This is a genomic window from Chlamydia poikilotherma, from assembly GCF_900239975.1.
In the GTDB taxonomy this organism is placed as follows: Bacteria; Chlamydiota; Chlamydiia; order Chlamydiales; family Chlamydiaceae; genus Chlamydia; species Chlamydia poikilotherma.
On the sequence record NZ_LS992154.1, the window covers coordinates 178528 to 197669 of the forward strand.

Here is a 19142-nt window from a genome sequence, read left to right on the forward strand (position 1 = left end):
TTGTTGTGAATAAAAGACCTTTGTTTTTAAAAAAATGAAAAGTTTGCATGGAAAATAACCCTAGGGAGAGTTAACGTTTCTTTAAGATGATTAGAAAATGGTGGCAAGGAGCAAAAGAATGGCAGCGGCAGAAGTCTTTGGTGGTTGTGTGTTGCAGGGTTCAGTACGCGTGTCTGGAGCGAAAAACTCTACAACTAAGTTACTTGTTGCTTCGTTGCTATCTGATCGCAAATGTGTTTTGCGTAATGTTCCTGATATTGGTGATGTACGTTTGACGGTTGAGTTATGTGAATCCTTAGGTTCTATAATTCATTGGGATAAGGAAGCAGAAGTCATAGAAATGCATACACCCAAAATTCATATGTCTGAGGTGTCTGCTCAATTTTCTAGGGTAAACCGTATTCCTATTTTATTATTAGGAGCTTTGCTTGCGCGTTGTCCCGAAGGTGTTATCGTACCGTGTGTTGGGGGAGATGCTATTGGAGAAAGGACTCTGAATTTTCATTTTGAGGGTTTAGAGCAGCTTGGAGCGAAAGTTGCTTACGATGGGCATGGATATCAAGCTTTTGCCCCTAAAGGTCTTGTGGGGGCTTACATTACTCTTCCTTATCCTTCTGTAGGAGCTACAGAAAATTTAATCTTGGCTTCAGTACGTGCTCAGGGAAGAACGATCATTAAAAATGCCGCTCTAGAAGTGGAAATCCTTGATCTTATTTTGTTTTTACAAAAAGCAGGAGTGGAGATCACTACAGATAATGATAGAACTATAGAAATTTTCGGTTGCGATGATTTTTATGAGATCGATCACTGGGTAATTCCTGATAAGATAGAAGCAGCTTCATTTGGTATGGCAGCAGTACTTACTGGCGGTCGTGTTTTGGTGGAAAATGCTGAGCAAGATCTGATGATTCCTTTCCTCAAAACTTTACGATCGATAGGTGGAGGGTTTTCAGTTACAGAAACTGGGATAGAGTTTTTCTATAACGAGCCTTTAAAAGGAGGTGTTGTCTTAGAAACAGACGTGCATCCCGGATTCCTTACCGATTGGCAGCAACCATTTTCTGTTCTTCTCTCTCAAGCAGAGGGATCTTCGGTAATTCACGAAACTGTTCACGAGAATCGCTTAGGCTATTTACGAGGTTTGCAACAGATGGGAGCCAATTGTGAGTTGTTTTATCAATGTTTAAGCTCAAAGGCTTGTCGCTACGCTACAGGAAATTTCCCTCATAGTGCTGTGATTCATGGTATGACACCTCTAAAAGCTTCGCATCTTGTTATTCCTGATTTACGTGCGGGATTTGCCTACATTATGGCGGCGCTTATCGCTGACGGAGGTCCATCCTTAATAGAAAATACTCAGTTATTAGATCGTGGGTATTATAATTGGGTGGAGAAGCTCAATTCGTTAGGAGCAAAGATCCACTTACTATCTTTAGATCCTGTAGCTTCTTAATTTACAATCTGTCTAAAGTTTGCAATCCTAATAAATGCATACCTGCAGCTAGGGTCTTTTCAACAAGAGCACAAAGATACAAACGTTCTTTTTGATGGGGGGACCCCTCAATATGACAATCTCTAAAGAAGGCATTGAACTTGTTTGTAAGCATGTATAAATAGTCGGTTAGGAAATGCGGGCAGAGTTCCTTCAGAGTTAGATCAATGGCTTCTGGGAAGCGTAATAGTGCTAAAACTAAAGCTTCTTCAGAAGGTTCTTGAATACTTGCCGTTACTTTTAAGTCTAATTTTTCAATTCCCAAACGCCGCTTTATTCCTTGAATACGTACATAAGCATAAAGAAGGAACATTGCCGTGTTACCCTCAAAACGAAGCATTTTCTCAAAAGAAAAGATATAATCACTCACGCGATGAGAAGAAAGATCCGCATATTTAATTGCATTAATACCTAAAATAGGAGCACGTGCTCTAATCTCTTCATCAGACATTTCTGGACGGTGTTCTCTTAAGGTAGCTTTTGCTTGATCTATAGCAGTGTCTAACAACTCTTTGAGTTTTATATTTTCTCCAGAACGTGTTTTGAATTTTTTCCCTTCAGAATCAAGAACAAGGCCAAAACCCACATGGGAGAAGGTTTCTTTATTAGGCAGATAGCCTGCAGCTAATGCCGTAGCTTCGAGAAGTTGGAAATGTAGAGATTGCCCCATATCGGTAACAATGATAATTTTATTGGCACCGTCGTTTTTTACGCGATAGCGCATAGCGGCTAAATCTGTAGTCGCATAGTTATAACCTCCATCGCTTTTCTGTACCATTAGAGGAATGGAAAAGCCCTCATGGAAAACACATTTTGCGTTATCAGAAATAGTAATGAGATTCTTGTTCTCTAAATCTTGAATAATTTCAGGAAGGAAAGGATTATAGAAAGATTCACCACGTTTTTCGATGGCAATATCTAAAACATTGTAAATCTTTTGAAAAGCTCGCTCAGAAATATCACAAATTTGCTTCCATAATTTTAAGGTAGCAGAATCTCCTGCTTGCAAAGCAACGACATTTGTTTGTGAGCGTTTTTTAAATTCTACATCCTCAGCAAAGCGTGCATGCGCTTTTTTATATAACACTGTTAGATCTTCGAGGTTTTCTATATCTTCGGAAGATTCTTCTTGAAGGTAGGTGATTAACATGCCAAAAGCTGTCCCCCAATCACCAATATGATTCAAGCGTAAAACGTCATTGCCTACAAAAGCAAAAACACGTGCTAAGCAATCTCCTATAATTGTGGAGCGTAGGTGTCCCACATGCATATCTTTAGCAATATTTGGAGAAGAAAAATCAATAACAATTTTTTTGGGATTCTTAACACGGAATCCTGTAGATAAATTCTCAGAAAATGTTTTTAGCCTTGTATTTAGAAATTCTTTTGAAAATGTAAAATTGATAAAACCTGGACCAGCAATTTCTATAGAAGCAAAAATCTCTTTAGGAATGTGATTGATAATGGCTTCAGCAATGGCTCTGGGAGCCATTTTTAATGTGCGAGCGAGTTTCATCGCATCATTACATTGATAATGACCAAAATGATCTTTTGTAGATTGAGTAATATCAGGAGAGATGTTGTCTACTTGAGGGAATGCTAATAGAGTTGCTTCTCGACATAGAGAAGATAAATAAGACAGCAGAGTCATAGTAGTTAAGGAACCTCTCCTATACAGCCATTTTCATACCAAGTTTTTAACTCAGCTATTTTACTCATAATCCTATCAGTGGCTATTTGGTAAGTTTCTTTAGAGCTTAGATTGTCATTATCAATCAAATCATCAAAAGTTAGCGGTTTACCAAAAACACAAGTGATGGTTTTCCAAATTTTAGGAAATTTTTGATAACGATTAAAAATCTCGTAGGTACCCCCAACATAGGCGGGAACTACAGGAACGCGAGCTTTAATAGCTATTAACCCAACCCCAACTTTCCCAGGAAGCAGCTCCCCAGTCGGGCTGCGTTCTCCTTCGGGGTAAATAATAAGCTTTTTCTTCTTTTTAAAGAGTTCAAAGGCGGCTTTAAATGCTGCAGAGTTGCCCCCGCCTTTTTTAACGGGATAAGATCCCCATTCTTTATGTAACCACCCTGTAAAGCGATTGCTAAATAGTGTAGAGCGTGCCAGATGATGTAGACAACCATGAACAGATAAATTTAGAGCTATGGGATCTAAATAGGAATTGTGATTAGAAGCAATGATAGCGGCTCCTTTAACAAGATTCTTTTTTACTCCATAAACTTTATGTCTATAAAGTAAGGTAAAAGCAACTCTGGTAAGGAATTTACAAACTGTAAATATCATGGCAATTTCGGGGAAACTAAAGCTAAAATTTTCTCTAGAACTTGGCTTATTGTCAAATCTGAAGAATCTAAAATAATAGCGCCTTCAGGAATGATCAGGGGATCATGAGTGCGTTGGCTATCTGCTTCATCACGCTTTACAAGTTCAGCATGTAAAGCCTCTTTTGAAAGAGAGTTTTCTGGTAGATCTTTTAGCCTTCGTGCAGCTCTTACCTCGGCATTTGCTGTGAGAAAGATTTTTACATCAGCATCAGGAAAAACTTTGGAACCCATATCTCTGCCTTCAAAAACACAATTGCCTAATTCTGCATATTTTCTTTGAAGCCTATGCATAAAAGAGCGTACTTCAGGAAGCTGAGAAAGCTTGGATGCTGCATTTGCTACTTCTTGAGTTCCTAGTTCTGCGGATAAGAGTTGTCCATCTAGAAAAGCTTCGAAAGGTTGCCCCGAAATAAATGAAAATGAAAATGGGGGGTTATCTATAAGTTCTTTGATTGATAGATCTTTCCAAAATTCTTGTAGATATGTGTAGGCTATGGTGCGATACATCGCGCCTGTATTGCAATAATTAAATTTTAAGTCTTTAGCAAGAGCTTTTGCTACTGTGCTTTTCCCCGTTCCTGAGGGGCCGTCTATTGTAATAATCATCTTAGAAACATGGACTTTTGTGTGATCAGAAGTAGAATATACACAATAGGTGTAGAAAGTAATAGGGAATCTAAGGTGTCTAAAGTACCGCCTACAGCTTTTAGTTGGTTGCTATTTTTAATTTTAGCATCACGTTTGAAAATAGATTCGATAACATCTCCAAAAAATCCACTAATTCCTAGAATAACGCCTAAGGCAATTAAAATGCTCGGCATAGTGATATAATTAGAAAATCTTGTGGGAATTTGCAGAAAGAATGCTACGCTAATTAAAGTAGCTCCTAAACAGCCTGAAACAAATCCAACAACAGTTTTATGTGGACTAATTTCAGGAGTGATTTTCTTTTGACCAAATGCTTTCCCAAAGAAATAACCAAAAATATCCGCTCCTTTTGTTGTGGCGATGAGGAAACATGCCCACCAAACACCTAAAAACGGTTCATCCGTATGAATAAATCCATAAAGGATATGTAAGAATAGACGCACAGGAATACCTACATAGAGCATAGAAAATAAAGTAATACCCGAACTTTCTAAGGGGCCACATTTATTTTTTCTCGATCTAAAGACGTTAATAGTTATCCAAACAAATAAGAAGCACCAAGGGATGGTAGAAATAAATTTAGGAAATACATGATGCCAGCGAATTGCAATAAAGCTAGTTAAAACAAAAATAAAAGATCCTATCGCGCTATATAAACGAAAAGCATAGTACATCTTAACTTTTGCCATGGTTCCATATTCATAGGTTGCTACAGCACTACAAAGAGCTGTGATAAATCCTAAAGCAAAAGATGTCATAGGAAATAGAGAACTATAAAGAAGAAGTACTAGGAAAGTAAGAACCAACGAATGTACAACAACTCGTTGAAAAAGATCTCCATAGAAAGGAGTTTTGAACTTATTCAGTTTCAACATGGCTATTTGCCTCCTCGTCGTGATCTGTGTTGGTAAGCTTTAATGGCATCTAGAAGATGATTGGGTTTAAAATCTGGCCATAAAACATCGGTTACATATAGCTCTGTATACGCTATTTGCCATAAGAGGAAATTACTTACACGCATTTCGCCACCAGTGCGAATTAATAAATCGGGATCAGGCATGTCCGAAGTGTCTAAATACGAGCGGATTAACTCTTCTGAAATAGAGTCTGAAGATATTTTCTGCTCTATTAAATCCTGATGAAGTTTTTTAAATGCACGTACCAGCTCGTCCTTTCCACCATAATTAATTGCTAGCACAAGATCTCTGTGTGGATTTTGGTAGGTTTTTAAGGCGATTTCAGAAATTTTTTGTTGTAAGTATAGAGGAAGTCCTAATAAATTTCCTATGCAACGCAACCTAATCTTATTTTCAATAAGATAAGGAAGTTGTTCGTCTAATTGAGAATAGAAGAGACAAAACAGTTCCTCGACTTCCTCAGTTGATCTTAGAAAATTTTCTGTAGAGAAAGCAAATAATGTAAGAACCTCAATACCCAAAGAAAAAGCAGATTCAATAATATTGGGCAAGACTTTGGCTCCATAGTAGTGCCCGGAAGAATACTTGACCGTACACTGTGCTTGATGTTGGTGATACCAGCGGCGATTGCCATCCATAATGATGGCAACGTGTCTCGGCAAAGACTGGGTGGATAGATTAGCTTGATTCGCCTGTTTTAAGGTGAGAAACATATCTACATCGTTAGTTGTGGCAGTGTGTTATGATTGATTTTCAAAAACAACAGCTGAACCTCTTCTTAAGCTAAAATAATAGATAAAGAGCTTTTTAATTTGCTCAGGATGCAAAACAATAATGAGGGTTAAAAAAAGTTGCGATCTCCGAGAGGCATAGTAGAAGAAATATCATATCTTGACAAGTTGACATTCTTGAATTGAAAATAATGAATAGAACAAGGGAGCTCCTCTAAGAGTTAAGGTATATATTTTGTAATGTTCTAAAAATTATTTAGGATGAATGTCGATCCGTATACTACAGAGTTAATGTATCGACTTCATCTATAAATACCTTCCTTAAAATATATTGTTGAACACTAAATTCCTGTCCAAAGCAATGATAGAACAATCATCCTGAGTTATGTACATAAATCACGTCCTCAATTATTTAATCACAAAAGCGATAACAAATTTTTTATTTCGAAGATCGTAGAGGTTTTTTATTTCTTTGATTTGTTATACTTAGTTGCATTTATAAAGTAGTTGTTTTTCAGTCATGAGACTAATACTTCCAACTTATAAGGTATCTTAAATGAAATTGCCTCGAATGTGTTTTGGGTATCTTCCGAAACCCGCATTTATGTCTACAAAAGAGAAGAGCAACATTCATTATATTCCTACGGCTCGCCATGCAGCTAAAAAAGTGATTTCAGGGCTCTTCGCATTATTGGGTGTGGGGGCATTTTCCTGTAGCGTACTTGCCGCTAGTATGTGTCAGACTTTTCTTCCTTGTATTGGATTATTAATTCTTGGAATTCTTTTATGCATCGTTGCATATCAGCAATACACAAGTGCGTGGACACGTATTGAGATTCCGAAATTACATTATCGGAAACACGTAATCTCCTCGGTAACTGAGCAGGAATATTACTCATTATTGCGAACATGGCGTTTGCTATCTCCAGGGGCATATTGTCATCAGGTGAACAACAACATTCATATCTGTGAAGGGACTAAGGAGAATCTAAAGAAAATTTTAGAAAAAAGATCCGTTAAAAAAAATGGAACGATTTTAATTCAGGAATTGGATTTAGACGCAATTAGAAACCGACAATTAGAAACAGAAACCCTATATCAAGAAGTTTTTCAGCTTCCTCCTGCTATGCAGGAGTGTGTTAAAAACTCTTTAAGAACAAGTCATTCTCAAGACAGAATGGTCATTACTCCTTGGATCGATCGCCTTCAAGGTCCTGCTCCTCAAGAAGTGCTTTATACGCATATCCCTGGATTGCGTCAGGAACAAACTGAACCATCTCTATCCGTCTATACAGAAGCGTATATTGAGGCTTTTAAAGCAGCAATCGAGAGAGTGTCAATTTCTCGTTTTGTAAATAAAGAGGGAATCTGCCTTTTAGTTTCTCCTCTGGGAGTTATAAAAGGATTAGATGGTGCAGCTCTACATTCTGCAAAAATTCTTTCTAAAACAGCTTTTCTTCAAGCCGTAGAATTTCTAGCAACCGAAGTCGTCCTGCCAGAAAATAAATCCAAAATTTCAATCACCATAGCTCTTGTTGATCCAGATAGTGTTGCTCCCCTAAGATCTGTGGATACAAACGTCATGTTCCCAACTAGAGAAAGCCTATCTTTCTCCGATTTCGCACCATCTAGTTCTTCTTGGTGTCATGTGATCTAATCTACTTGAAAATAACTTCTCAGGATTAGATGGATTGTTTTTGTAAACCTAATTTTAGAAAATAATAATTAAAATAGATGATCCCGACTTGTGGATTATGGCCTTAGGATTGTATTGACAATTTTGCAACAAATTACTTGTTTAAATTCCTAAACAGGTCTCCATTTGACGATTTTATTTTCAATTGGTATTTTAGTTCATTAGTATTTCCATTCAAAATATTCGCTAATTTAAAAGAGCCACACAATGAAACAGAGATTTGGACGCAATTTAAGTATAATTGTTTTTGTTTTTGGATTAGCTCTGTACTATGTGTTGCCCACATGTCTTTACTACTCTCGACCATTGAATAAGAAAGTTGATGAGAAAGAGGCGCAACAGATTATTCGTAAATTAACGAATCAAGTTTCTGAAGTGCGTAGTGATATTATTCCTAGAGTTTCTTCAGTTCTTTCTGCATTGAAATTACGAGGACATATTACACAACACCCGAGCATCCCAGGAGTGGTGAATGTTCATTTCAAAGATAATACGGATGCCTACGCTTTTCTTGAGAATATGGTTTATGGTGAACCCACGGTCCCCATAAAATCTTCCCGTTTGTATGTCCTAGGATATGAAAGCAAAGAGAATAGTATTGTCCAAGTTACTGGATCTTTGACTACTGCTTTAACAGAAAATGATTTCTCTTTTGTCTCGTATAATAAAGAGGATGCTGAATCAGCAAAAGAAACCTTGAATGTTGTTTCATCTTTGATTCCTCTCACTCCTTCTGGTTCATGTTGCTGTGGTTACACCTCGATTTGGAATACAGCATCTATAGATAGAGTAGTCCAACTAGCTAAGAACCTTTCATTGGGTTTGGAAATTCTTCCTAAATCAAGAACACTGGCTCTATTTAACTACTTCTTCTCTTCAGAAAAAGATTATTCCTCATTTTTAGCGCGGTTAGAAAGTTTATCCACAGACCCCGATCTTTCCCAACAACAACAATCTATTTTTCGAGATGCATACCATAATTTAAAGACGAGATCTCAAAGATGGAAAAAAACTGCCACACGTATTGTAGATAATTCTTTAGATTGTAGTACAGTATCCCCTTTCTTTTCTTCGGTAGAATTTCTATCTAAGGAAAGAAAAGTAGTATTCTATCTCGATCCCCATGTGCTTGCTAAACGTGAAGAATTATCCGTAGAACAACGTTTAGATTTTGATTCGTGGCTGGCTAAAGAAAAGCAAAGACTAGCACATAAATTCCAAAAACCTATTCAAGAATCTTCTCAAGGATTTTCATTTAATCTAAGTGATAAAGATGCCAGTGGAAAAATTGTTTTGCATGGACAGCGTATCTATCAGGGAATGGTTGAACATCTAGCTACATTGGCATTGAATAGACCTCCAGCGCAATCATGCGATCTTATACGAAAAAATTTTCCTATACATTGTCGTTTGCCCAAAGAAAGCGATGCGTTTGGTTGTTTTATTTTCTCCCCAGAGAAGAGTTGTGCGCACTTTTCTAAAGGATCTGTTTATGTAGTTTTGAAAGGATTACGCTCTGTTGCGGCGAAATATGATAAGGGAACAGCAGAAGATGCTAAGATCTTCGATAAGGATCTACAAAATTTATATAATTGTTTTTCTCACACAGATGCAGCTCCATGGAGTATAGGAGAAGATGAGGTTTTAGAAGTCAGAGACCCTCTACAGAGATTTTTTGATGTTTGGGGTGAGAACTTTGTTGTTAATAACGAAGGTGAAACCGCTAGCCTCGAAGTTCGTGATATACGAGATCGTTTAGAAACTTTGAATCGTATTGAAAAGCATCGTCAAGAAGAATGGGTGCGTTGGCATGAACAATACCAACAATCCAGTTGTTCTATGGATAAGCAACACCGTTTACGTGCTGCTGTGCCTCACCGAAGTGCTTTTGTTGAAAATCTCAAACTCAATTTACGAAAATACTCTCGTGGAGACAGTGTTTTGCGCTTGGGAATTGATTTTGTCGGAGGGAAACAGATTCGTTTAGCTTTTAAAGATCACCAAGGAAAGCAATTAACGGATAAGGAAGGAATCCTTAAAGTTTCCGATGAACTTTATGCTCGTTTAAATAAATTGGGTGTTGCAGAAGTCGAGATACGCAGAGAAGGAGATAATGTACATCTATGTGTTCCTGGATCTACTAAAATTTCTTCCGAAGAAATTTTAGGCACCTCTCAAATGACTTTTCATGTAGTGAATGAGAAATTTTCTCATTATTCAGCATTGCGCTATGAAGTACAAAGGTTTTTGGATTATCTGTGGTTTACGGCTCAAAGTCAAGAGACCATATCTCCGGAAGCTATTAATAAGTTGGCAAGTCGTATCTTTAATGATCAAGAAATCCATTTGCCTACTAGTGTTAAAGAAGCAATCACAAAATTACAACAAGAAGGTCTAGCTTTTCCTAAAATTGATGAAGAGATTCCCTCTTCTCATTTAGATACGACGTATTCAATGATTGCTATTGAAAAGGATATTCAAGGTAAAGCAAATCCATTGATGATTGTTTTCCGTAATTATGCTTTAGATGGAGCTTCTTTAAAAAATATCCGTCCGGAATTTGCTGTAGGAGAGGGCTATATCTTAAACTTCTCAGTAAAAGATACCGCAATAGCTCAAAAAGTTTGCGATATTTCCCCAACAGAGAGTTTTCATGCTTGGACCACTGCTTATTGTCAGGAAGGAGTAAGTGGAACAACCAATAGCCAATATTCTTCTGGAAGAGGCTGGAGAATGGCTGTAGTTCTTGATGGTTATGTGATTAGTGATCCTGTATTAAACGCCCCTCTAAAAGATCACGCCAGCGTTTCCGGGAAATTTTCTCATCGCGAAGTAAATCGCTTAGCTACTGATTTAAAATCAGGGTCTATGTCATTTGTTCCTGAAGTTTTGAGTGAAGAAGTTATTTCTCCTGAATTAGGCAAACAACAACGTACACAAGGGATCATTTCTATATGTTTAGGCCTCGCTGTTTTAATAATTTTGATGAGTGTCTATTACAAATTCGGCGGTATTATTGCTTCGGGAGCTGTGATTCTAAATCTTCTCTTAATTTGGGCAGCTCTACAGTATCTTGATGCCCCACTAACTCTTGCGGGGTTAGCAGGAATTGTATTGGCTATGGGAATGGCTGTAGATGCTAACGTACTTGTATTCGAAAGAATTCGTGAGGAATATTTATTATCTCGAAGTCTCACTCAATCTGTAGAAGCTGGATATAAAAAAGCTTTCAGCGCTATTTTTGATTCTAATTTGACCACAGTATTAGCTTCGCTACTTCTTTTGGTTTTAGATACGGGTCCAATTAAGGGATTTGCTCTTACTTTAATTCTTGGGATTTTCTCTTCGATGTTTACTGCTTTATTCATGACAAAGTTTTTTTTCATGGTATGGATGAGTAAAACTCAAGAGACTCAATTGCATATGATGAATAAATTCATCGGTATTAAACATGATTTCTTGAAAGAGTGTAAAAGACTTTGGATGGTATCAGGAAGTGTTATTGTTTTAGGATGTGTTGCCCTAGGTTTCGGAGCATGGAATTCCGTTTTAGGAATGGATTTTAAAGGTGGCTATGCTTTTACCTTGAATATGTCTGATCAGGAAACCATGGATCTTGCTCAATTTCGCGATACATTAGGGGATAAATTCAAACAAGTAGGCTTATCTTCTAGGGATTTTAAAATTAAGACTTTTGATTCTTCCGAGAAGATTAAAATATACTTCAGTCAGAATGCACTAACTCGAGTACAAACTCTTGAGAAAAAAGTATCTGGAACTCTTAATCCTAATTTATCAATAGTCATGAGCATACTTTCTGATGTGGGAATAGATGTATCTTCTGATAGTTTTAAAGATACACAAAATTTCTGGCTTAAAGTTAGTGGTCAATTCTCTAGTAAGATGCGTCGACAAGCTTTTATAGCATTGATCGGGGCCTTATGCATTATTCTACTTTACGTAAGCTTACGTTTCGAATGGCGTTATGCATTCAGCGCTATCTGTGCACTGGTTCACGATCTTGTCGCTACTTGTGCGGTATTAGTAGCAACACACTTCTTTTTGCAAAAGATACAGATTGATCTACAAGCGGTTGGCGCTTTGATGACAGTTTTAGGGTATTCATTAAATAACACTCTAATCATATTCGATCGTATTCGTGAAGATCGTCAGGAAAAATTATTTACTCCAATGCCAATTTTAATTAACGATGCCCTACAAAAAACTTTGGGAAGAACAGTAATGACCACAGCGACAACACTATCAGTGTTATTAATTCTACTGTTTGTTGGTGGTGGTTCAATCTTTAACTTTGCTTTCATCATGACAATAGGTATTCTCTTGGGTACACTATCATCTCTATACATAGCACCACCTCTTCTTCTATTCATGGTTCGTAAGGAGGAAAGAAGCAGGCATAGTTAAAAGTTACTACCTGTTTTGGTACAGAAGGATGAGAAAATTCTCTTTAGAAAAGTAGATTTTTAAAGAGTTTACGGCGCGAAAATCTATGGCAAGTAAAGATAATTCTTCTGTACCCAGTCCTAACTGGGTATACCCTAGGCAAGATCCTGCATTGCTTTCTACAGTTATAAAGGAATTGCATCTTCATCCGATAGCTGCACAGATCTTTATTTCTCGGGGATTTCAAACTGTGAATGAAATCCGAGATTTTCTCTATGTACATCTAGATAATCTTCATGACCCAGAACTCTTACTTGATATGTCCAAGGCTGTAGAGCGTTTGCTTCTTGCCAAAGAACGCAACGAACATGTCATGATTTATGGTGATAGTGATGTTGATGGAATGACAGGAGTCGCTCTTCTCGTAGAGTTTTTGAGATCTATAGATATGAAAGTGAGCTACTGCTTTTTAGGTGCTCTACTAAAACATTATGGGGAACCGTCCTCGCTGATTGCTAAAATGAAAGAGGAGAAAGTCTCATTACTAATTACAGTAGATTGTGGCATCACCGCAGGGAAAGAAGTCAGCGATATCAATAAGCAGGGAATTGATGTAATTATTACAGATCATCACATGCCCACGGGTAAAATTCCCCATTGTATAGCAACATTAAACCCTAAATTAAGAGATCGTGCTTATCCAAATAAAGAATTAACAGGTGTGGGCGTCGCATTTAAGCTCGCGCGGGGTGTTCTTAATGCATTAAAGAAAAAAAACCCGAAATTAAAAATAGAAATTAAACATCTACTAGATTTGGTGACTTTAGGGACGGTGACTGATGTAGGGACTCTTTTAGGAGAAAATCGCACTATGGTACGCCATGGTATTAAAGAGATTGCTAGTGGTTCGCGATTGGGACTTCATAAATTATGTCTTCTTGCTGGAGTAAAGCCTTCTGAAGTTACCTCAACTGATATTGTTTTAAAAATAGCCCCAAAACTGAACAGCTTGGGTAGGCTTTCTGATGCTTCTAGGGGTGTTGAGCTTTTACTTACCGAAGACTCAGAAGTCGCGGATGAGATAATCCAATACCTCGATAAGATAAATAGAGAACGGCAAAAAATAGAAGCCGATGTTTTTGATGATGTACAAAAAATCTTAAAAAATAAACCCGAGATAGTTAAGCAAGCTGCTATTGTATTATCCTCTAAAAACTGGCACTCAAGGGTTATTCCGATTATTTCTGCACGTCTTGCTAAAGCTTATAATAAACCCGTAGCTATTATTTCCAATCAAGGAGGTATAGGTAAGGGATCATTGAGGACAATAGGTTCTTTTCCTCTGCTTGGTATATTACAGAAATGCGCATCTTTGTTCATATCCTACGGGGGGCATGATTTTGCTGCGGGGATTATCATTAATGAAGACCAAATAGAAGTTTTCAAAAAAAAGTTTATTCATCTTGTGAACTCATCGTTAAAAAAAGATAAGGCGGTTCTTACTCTGCCTCTTGATGCTCGAGCTGATTTTGACGAGATAGATCACGATTTATTATCTTCTATAGATCTTTTTGAACCTTTTGGGAAAGGTAACCCCATCCCAGTATTTTATACCGTAGTCCATCAGGTGCGTTATCCAAAGTTATTACCCGGGAACCATCTCAAGCTTTATCTTAGCCGTGGAGAGAGGAATTTAGAAGGTATTGCTTTCGGATTGGGAGATAGAATAGATGCGCTCAAAGCTAATTGGAATAAGCCCCTAGAACTTGCGTATACGCCACGTTTATCTCAATCTTCTAACGGAGGGGTTATTCATTTACTCGTTCGGGATTTTCGCATTCTTCCGCTAAATTATAAAGACAGCAACATCGAGTTTTAATTCTTTGAATACGAAAACAGTGCTTCTTAGATTCACATATTTCCTAGTACTTTTTCCTTGAGTTTTTCTATAGGCTCGTTTTAAATGATTCACCCAATTTTATTGATGTATGGATGTCTCCTCAAGTTTATTGTCTCCGGATAGTTTGATTAACGGAAACAACCTAATGATTCAGGATGAACACTTTTTCTAAGAACATCTCATAGAAAGAGATAAAATAACCAAGGGGCCTAAACAGTTTTATAGTAATTCCTAAAGGCAGTTTTGATGGTTTTTTTTATCGAACTGTAAGGATGATAAACAATGAAATTCTTTATGCTTTTTATTTTAAAATAATTCCTATTAATAATAAGTGTTTAATTTAAAATAGCAAAAATAGAAACATTTTCTTTGTTTTATTCCATATTTTTTTTAAAATATCCACTTTTAAATCCCATATTTGCAGCAGATATGTTTTCAGTTGCCCAATCATCTGTTATAGGTAGTCCCCTGTTCACGATGAACCCAAAACCTGAAATTTTTATGTTTTCCTCAGAAGCTGCTCGTAAAGCATATGAGAGGAGAGCACGGTGTCCTTTTCTTTACAGTTTAATCGATGTTATCTGTGAAGTTGTAAAATTAATTGTTCGCATTATTTTATTTATCCCTATTGGATTATTTTGGGTATTGGGGAAAATTTGCCAGAATGTACTACTTCCCGCCGCTGGAGGGGCATTCTCAGGACAACTATGCTTTGTGAAGAGGTTATTACAAGAAGCTTTTCATATTCGTGTGAGCTCTTGGGTGGATAGCGGCTATGCGAGTTCTGTAGAAAGTATTCCTATTCAAAATGATGATTTATTCATTGATGCACTTCGTATTGAATTTCCTAATGCTAGGAAAGATAGATGGATGCTTATTTCCCTAGGAAATAGCGAATGTTTTGAAAACAGAGCTATTCTTCGTCAGTGTGATGATTGGATATTGAATATAGCAAAACAATCCCAAGCTAATGTTTTAGTATTTAACTATCCCGGAGTGATGCATAGCACAGGCCCTATTTCTCGAGAATCTTTAGGAAAATCTTATCGGGCATGTGTTCGTTATCTTCGTGATCACCCCAAAGGACCAAAGGCAAAGCAAATCATTGCTTACGGCTACTCTTTAGGAACACTAATACAGGCGTTGGGATTAAGTAAGGAAACCACGGATGGAAGTGACGGGATTAATTGGTTTGTTATTAAAGACCGTGGGCCGAAATCTGTTTCAGCAGTGGCATTTCAATGGGTAGGAAAATTAGGTCAGTGGGCGACAAAATTATTGGGTTGGGAGATCGATTCAGCAAAATTTAGCGAGTCTCTTGTTTGCCCTGAATTATTTATACACGGGATGGATTGTCAATCCCAGTTAATAGGGGACGGTTTGTTCAATAGAAATAATTGTTTTGCAGCACCGTTTTTAGATTCTAATTCCCCTAATCTTCCAGGTAAGAAAATTTCTGTAGGAGAATATCTTTTACTACATCAGGGTGTTCTTCAGGAGGCAACTGTCCAGAAGATAGTTGAACATATTACGAATCACTTTGATCCCGGAGATCCGAATGAAACATCAGATTCTGGGGAATAACTTCGATAATACGGAAGCGTATTTTGCCTCAATAGAGAATCTTTTACGTAAAAGATTCTCTATGGCACTGTTGTCTCTTCTTTGGATTTGTCTTCAAAATTAAGGACGCTAGTACGTGTATAGCTACTGAGATACGAAATGCGATTCAGAATAATTTACTACTATAGTTGAATAGACTCTTGAAAATAGTCGGAAAAGCTAATGGAGCAAAAATGAACGCTATTACAATAAAATTTGGTTTTTTCTGACCTATCTATTTGATTTTCAGAAGGTTTGAGATAGTTATTTTTAAATTACTATGTAAAGACTGTTGAATTTAGGAGGATCAGGATTCGATCCGCACTTCCTAAAATTATTTCCATTTTAACAAGTGTTTTAGGAGAAGGGGCTTGTCTCTGTATAACTAGTGTCTCTATGTTTTAATGTTCAGAAATATTAATAAATTGAAGGAGTTATTTGGTTTTATTAAGATTTAAACCAAAAACATCAACTTTGTATTAACAAAAAAGCTTGATTAATAAAGCTTTTCTTAGGAAAATACTTATTTAAAAATTTCTAAAAATTAAGGAAGAACTACTAACTATTAAGGTTGTTTTAATTCTAGAATATGTTGAGGGGGGAGGTTTGCTAACGTATGGAATGCATACAACATGAAAGCTGTTTCGATTTAGATGACAGAGAAGATGCGCAGCAACTTGAGGTACAAGGAACCGATATGGTTTCTATTACACAGGCTGCAAAATTGCATAATGTGACACGTCAAGCAATTTACGTGGCAATCAAACAAAAGAAACTAAGGGCTTCTAAAACAACCCGATGGGAAATCGATCTTAAAGATTTGGAAGACTATAAGCGTAACCGTTATTCAAGAAAAAAGTCCCTTTATCAAGGTGAGCTACTCTTTGATAATAATAGAGGATATTACTCTGTAAATCAGGTGGCTGATATGCTAGGAATTCCTGTGCAGAAAGTTTACTACGCTACGCGTACAGGAACTATGCGAGGAGAGCGTAAAGGTGCTGCTTGGGTTATCAGTCAATCAGAGATCGATAGATATAAGAGCGATTATTTGAATAAGCAGACAGCGAAGAAAATAAAAGATGCTGTGGTTGAACATCCTACAGCTGCTCCAGAGGATATTGTTTCTTCCGGAACCCTCTTATTTGAGAACGATTAGTTCGTATTTATCTTCTTTTGCTCCTTAGCTACTGCTTTTACTTCCTTCGCCCTTCTAATATCTCGTATTTTTTTTGTTTTCTGTTTATAGCAGATAAGTTAAGTCTGCGTGTAAATTTTCATAGAAACTCTGTAGCTTTATTTACTAGGGGTGCAGAGTTTATTTCTTTGCCCGCTTCTAATTTGGTTAATAGAGACGCCTAGAGAGAATTTCTCTTGAAGAAATAGCTAGGTTCAAGGTATCAAGTCTCTTTCGTCTTAGGATTAAAAAAGAATGGCTTGGGAAAACGTACGTGTTAGAGTTGCGCCGTCGCCTACGGGAGATCCCCATGTAGGGACAGCCTATATGGCTTTGTTTAACAAAATCTTTGCAAAACGATTCAATGGAAAGATGATCCTGAGAATCGAGGATACCGATCAAACACGTAGCCGTGATGATTATGAGAAGAATATTTTCTCCGCTCTTCAGTGGTGTGGTATCCAATGGGATGAAGGACCAGATCTTGGTGGTCCCTATGGCCCCTATAGACAATCAGAGCGTACAGAAATCTATAGAGAGTATGCCGAACTTCTTTTAAAAACAGATTACGCCTATAAATGCTTTGCTACGCCCAAAGAACTTGAAGAAATGCGTGCTGTTGCCACCACTTTGGGATATCGTGGAGGGTATGATCGCCGCTATCGCTATCTTTCTCCGGAAGAAATAGAGGCACGCACACGAGAAGGTCAGCCTTATACTATTCGGTTAAAAGTCCCTCTCACCGGTGAATGTATTCTTGAAGACTATTGTAAGGGCAGAGTTGTTTTCCCTTGGGCAGATGTTGACGATCAAGTCCTAATGAAATCTGATGGTTTTCCGACGTACCATTTCGCTAATGTCGTAGACGATCATCTTATGGGTATTACACATGTTCTTCGTGGAGAAGAATGGCTGAGTTCTACTCCTAAACACTTGCTTCTTTATGAAGCTTTTGGTTGGGAGCCCCCCACATTCCTGCATATGCCATTACTCCTCAACCCAGATGGAACAAAATTATCTAAGAGAAAGAATCCTACTTCGATCTTCTATTATCGTGATGCCGGGTATATTAAAGAAGCCTTTATGAATTTCCTTACTCTCATGGGTTATAGCATGGAGGGAGATGAAGAGGTGTATTCTTTAGAAAAGCTTATTGAGAATTTTGATCCTAAGCGGATAGGAAAATCTGGAGCGGTTTTTGATACCCGTAAGCTAGATTGGATGAATAAGCACTACCTAAATCATGGGGGATCACCAGAAAGTCTATTAGCTAGACTGAAAGACTGGTTAATCAATGATGAGTTTTTTTTAAAAATTCTTCCCCTGTGTCAATCTCGGATTGCAACGCTTGCAGAATTTGTAGGATTAACAGAGTTTTTCTTTTCAGTTCTTCCTCAGTATTCAAAGGAAGAGCTTTTGCCGGCAGTAATTTCTGAAGAAAAGGCCGCTATCATTTTTTACAGTTATGTAAAGTACTTAGAAAAAGCTGATTTATGGGTTAAAGATCAGTTTTATTTGGGTTCTAAATGGCTTTCAGAGGCTTTTCAATTAAACCATAAGAAAGTAATTATACCGCTTCTTTATGTGGCTATTACTGGGAAAAAACAGGGGTTGCCCTTGTTTGACTCTATGGAGTTGTTGGGAAAACCTCGTACACGTATGCGCATGGTTCACGCTCAAAATCTTCTTGGAGGAGTCCCTAAGAAGATTCAAGTAGCTATTGATAAGATTCTTAAAGAAGAAAATTTCGAAAGCAAGGTTCTAGAGTTCTAGTTCTACAGAGTAGCAAAGCACTCATTATCTAGAGTTTACAAGATAACACTATATATTTTGTGAATAAGATGCTTGAAATACTGACTTAGCTAGGGAGAATTCTAAAGAGTTCGCCTGCTTAGTTAGAGGAATGCTTCCTTGTGCAAGAATATAGCTACGAGGAGGGGGAGCATAGGAACAGCTGGAAACAAACAGAAATGTAAAGAAAACTATATGTAAAAAAGAAAATCTTTTCATTTCTCAACTCCCTATTTGTTTAAATGTTAGAACAACATTTATTTTATTATCTATTAATTAAAAGTATTGTTTTTACAACAAAGATGCAATCTTGTGATAGCCAGGGGCTTAAGATGTATAAAAAAATTCTCGCCCATCAATGTAGCGAACATAAGTTGTTCATAATAATATTCTTCTAGTTTCTTCTATAATACAATTCTATTTAATAAACTTACTTTAG

The 19142-nt window shown here is 37.2% G+C and carries 12 protein-coding genes; 7 read left to right on the forward strand and 5 right to left on the reverse strand.

From position 1 onward, the window contains the following. Nucleotides 1-118 precede the first annotated feature (118 nt). Complete coding sequence (murA, locus tag C10C_RS00900; protein ID WP_117273858.1) at nucleotides 119-1453, forward strand: UDP-N-acetylglucosamine 1-carboxyvinyltransferase; 1335 nt, start codon at nucleotides 119-121, stop codon at nucleotides 1451-1453. A gap of 1 nt (nucleotide 1454) precedes the next feature. Here the strand turns inward: murA and argS are convergent, their stop codons facing one another. The 5 genes from argS to C10C_RS00925 are packed head-to-tail and all read right to left on the reverse strand — an operon-like array spanning nucleotide 1455 to nucleotide 6115. Beyond that, nucleotides 1455-3143 (reverse strand): arginine--tRNA ligase, encoded by a 1689-nt coding sequence (argS, locus tag C10C_RS00905; protein WP_117273859.1) that lies wholly within the window; start codon nucleotides 3141-3143, stop codon nucleotides 1455-1457. A gap of 5 nt (nucleotides 3144-3148) precedes the next feature. Beyond that, the gene (locus tag C10C_RS00910; protein WP_117273860.1) at nucleotides 3149-3796 is read right to left on the reverse strand and encodes a lysophospholipid acyltransferase family protein; all 648 of its coding nucleotides are present in this window, start codon (nucleotides 3794-3796) and stop codon (nucleotides 3149-3151) included. Further along, nucleotides 3793-4443 carry a (d)CMP kinase gene (gene cmk / locus C10C_RS00915; protein WP_117273861.1) on the reverse strand — a complete coding sequence of 217 codons (651 nt, stop codon included), beginning with the start codon at nucleotides 4441-4443 and terminating at the stop codon, nucleotides 3793-3795. Before cmk ends, C10C_RS00910 begins: the two co-directional genes overlap by 4 nt. Further along, complete coding sequence (locus tag C10C_RS00920; RefSeq protein ID WP_117273862.1) at nucleotides 4440-5360, reverse strand: phosphatidate cytidylyltransferase; 921 nt, start codon at nucleotides 5358-5360, stop codon at nucleotides 4440-4442. Before C10C_RS00920 ends, cmk begins: the two co-directional genes overlap by 4 nt. A 2-nt stretch (nucleotides 5361-5362) precedes the next feature. Further along, entirely contained in the window at nucleotides 5363-6115 is a 753-nt protein-coding gene (locus C10C_RS00925; RefSeq protein ID WP_117273863.1) for an isoprenyl transferase, read from the reverse strand. 574 nt (nucleotides 6116-6689) lie between these two features. On the opposite strand from C10C_RS00925, the gene C10C_RS00930 reads away from it, so the two are divergent. From C10C_RS00930 to gltX, 6 genes are all read left to right on the forward strand, one after another. Beyond that, nucleotides 6690-7790 carry a hypothetical protein gene (locus C10C_RS00930; RefSeq protein WP_117273864.1) on the forward strand — a complete coding sequence of 367 codons (1101 nt, stop codon included), beginning with the start codon at nucleotides 6690-6692 and terminating at the stop codon, nucleotides 7788-7790. A gap of 246 nt (nucleotides 7791-8036) precedes the next feature. Continuing rightward, a complete protein-coding gene (gene secD / locus C10C_RS00935; RefSeq protein WP_117273865.1) occupies nucleotides 8037-12254 on the forward strand; it encodes a protein translocase subunit SecD in 4218 nt (1405 codons plus the stop codon). A gap of 85 nt (nucleotides 12255-12339) precedes the next feature. Beyond that, nucleotides 12340-14112 (forward strand): single-stranded-DNA-specific exonuclease RecJ, encoded by a 1773-nt coding sequence (gene recJ, locus C10C_RS00940; protein ID WP_117273866.1) that lies wholly within the window; start codon nucleotides 12340-12342, stop codon nucleotides 14110-14112. 498 nt (nucleotides 14113-14610) lie between these two features. Then, nucleotides 14611-15717 carry a CPn0927/CPn0928 family alpha/beta hydrolase fold protein gene (locus C10C_RS00945; protein ID WP_174222216.1) on the forward strand — a complete coding sequence of 369 codons (1107 nt, stop codon included), beginning with the start codon at nucleotides 14611-14613 and terminating at the stop codon, nucleotides 15715-15717. 634 nt (nucleotides 15718-16351) lie between these two features. Next, nucleotides 16352-16894, forward strand: coding sequence for a helix-turn-helix domain-containing protein (locus C10C_RS00950; protein WP_117273867.1), 543 nt, complete (start codon nucleotides 16352-16354; stop codon nucleotides 16892-16894). Between the two features lie 273 nt (nucleotides 16895-17167). Next, nucleotides 17168-18685 (forward strand): glutamate--tRNA ligase, encoded by a 1518-nt coding sequence (gltX, locus tag C10C_RS00955; RefSeq protein WP_117273868.1) that lies wholly within the window; start codon nucleotides 17168-17170, stop codon nucleotides 18683-18685. The last annotated feature ends 457 nt before the right edge of the window (nucleotides 18686-19142 follow it).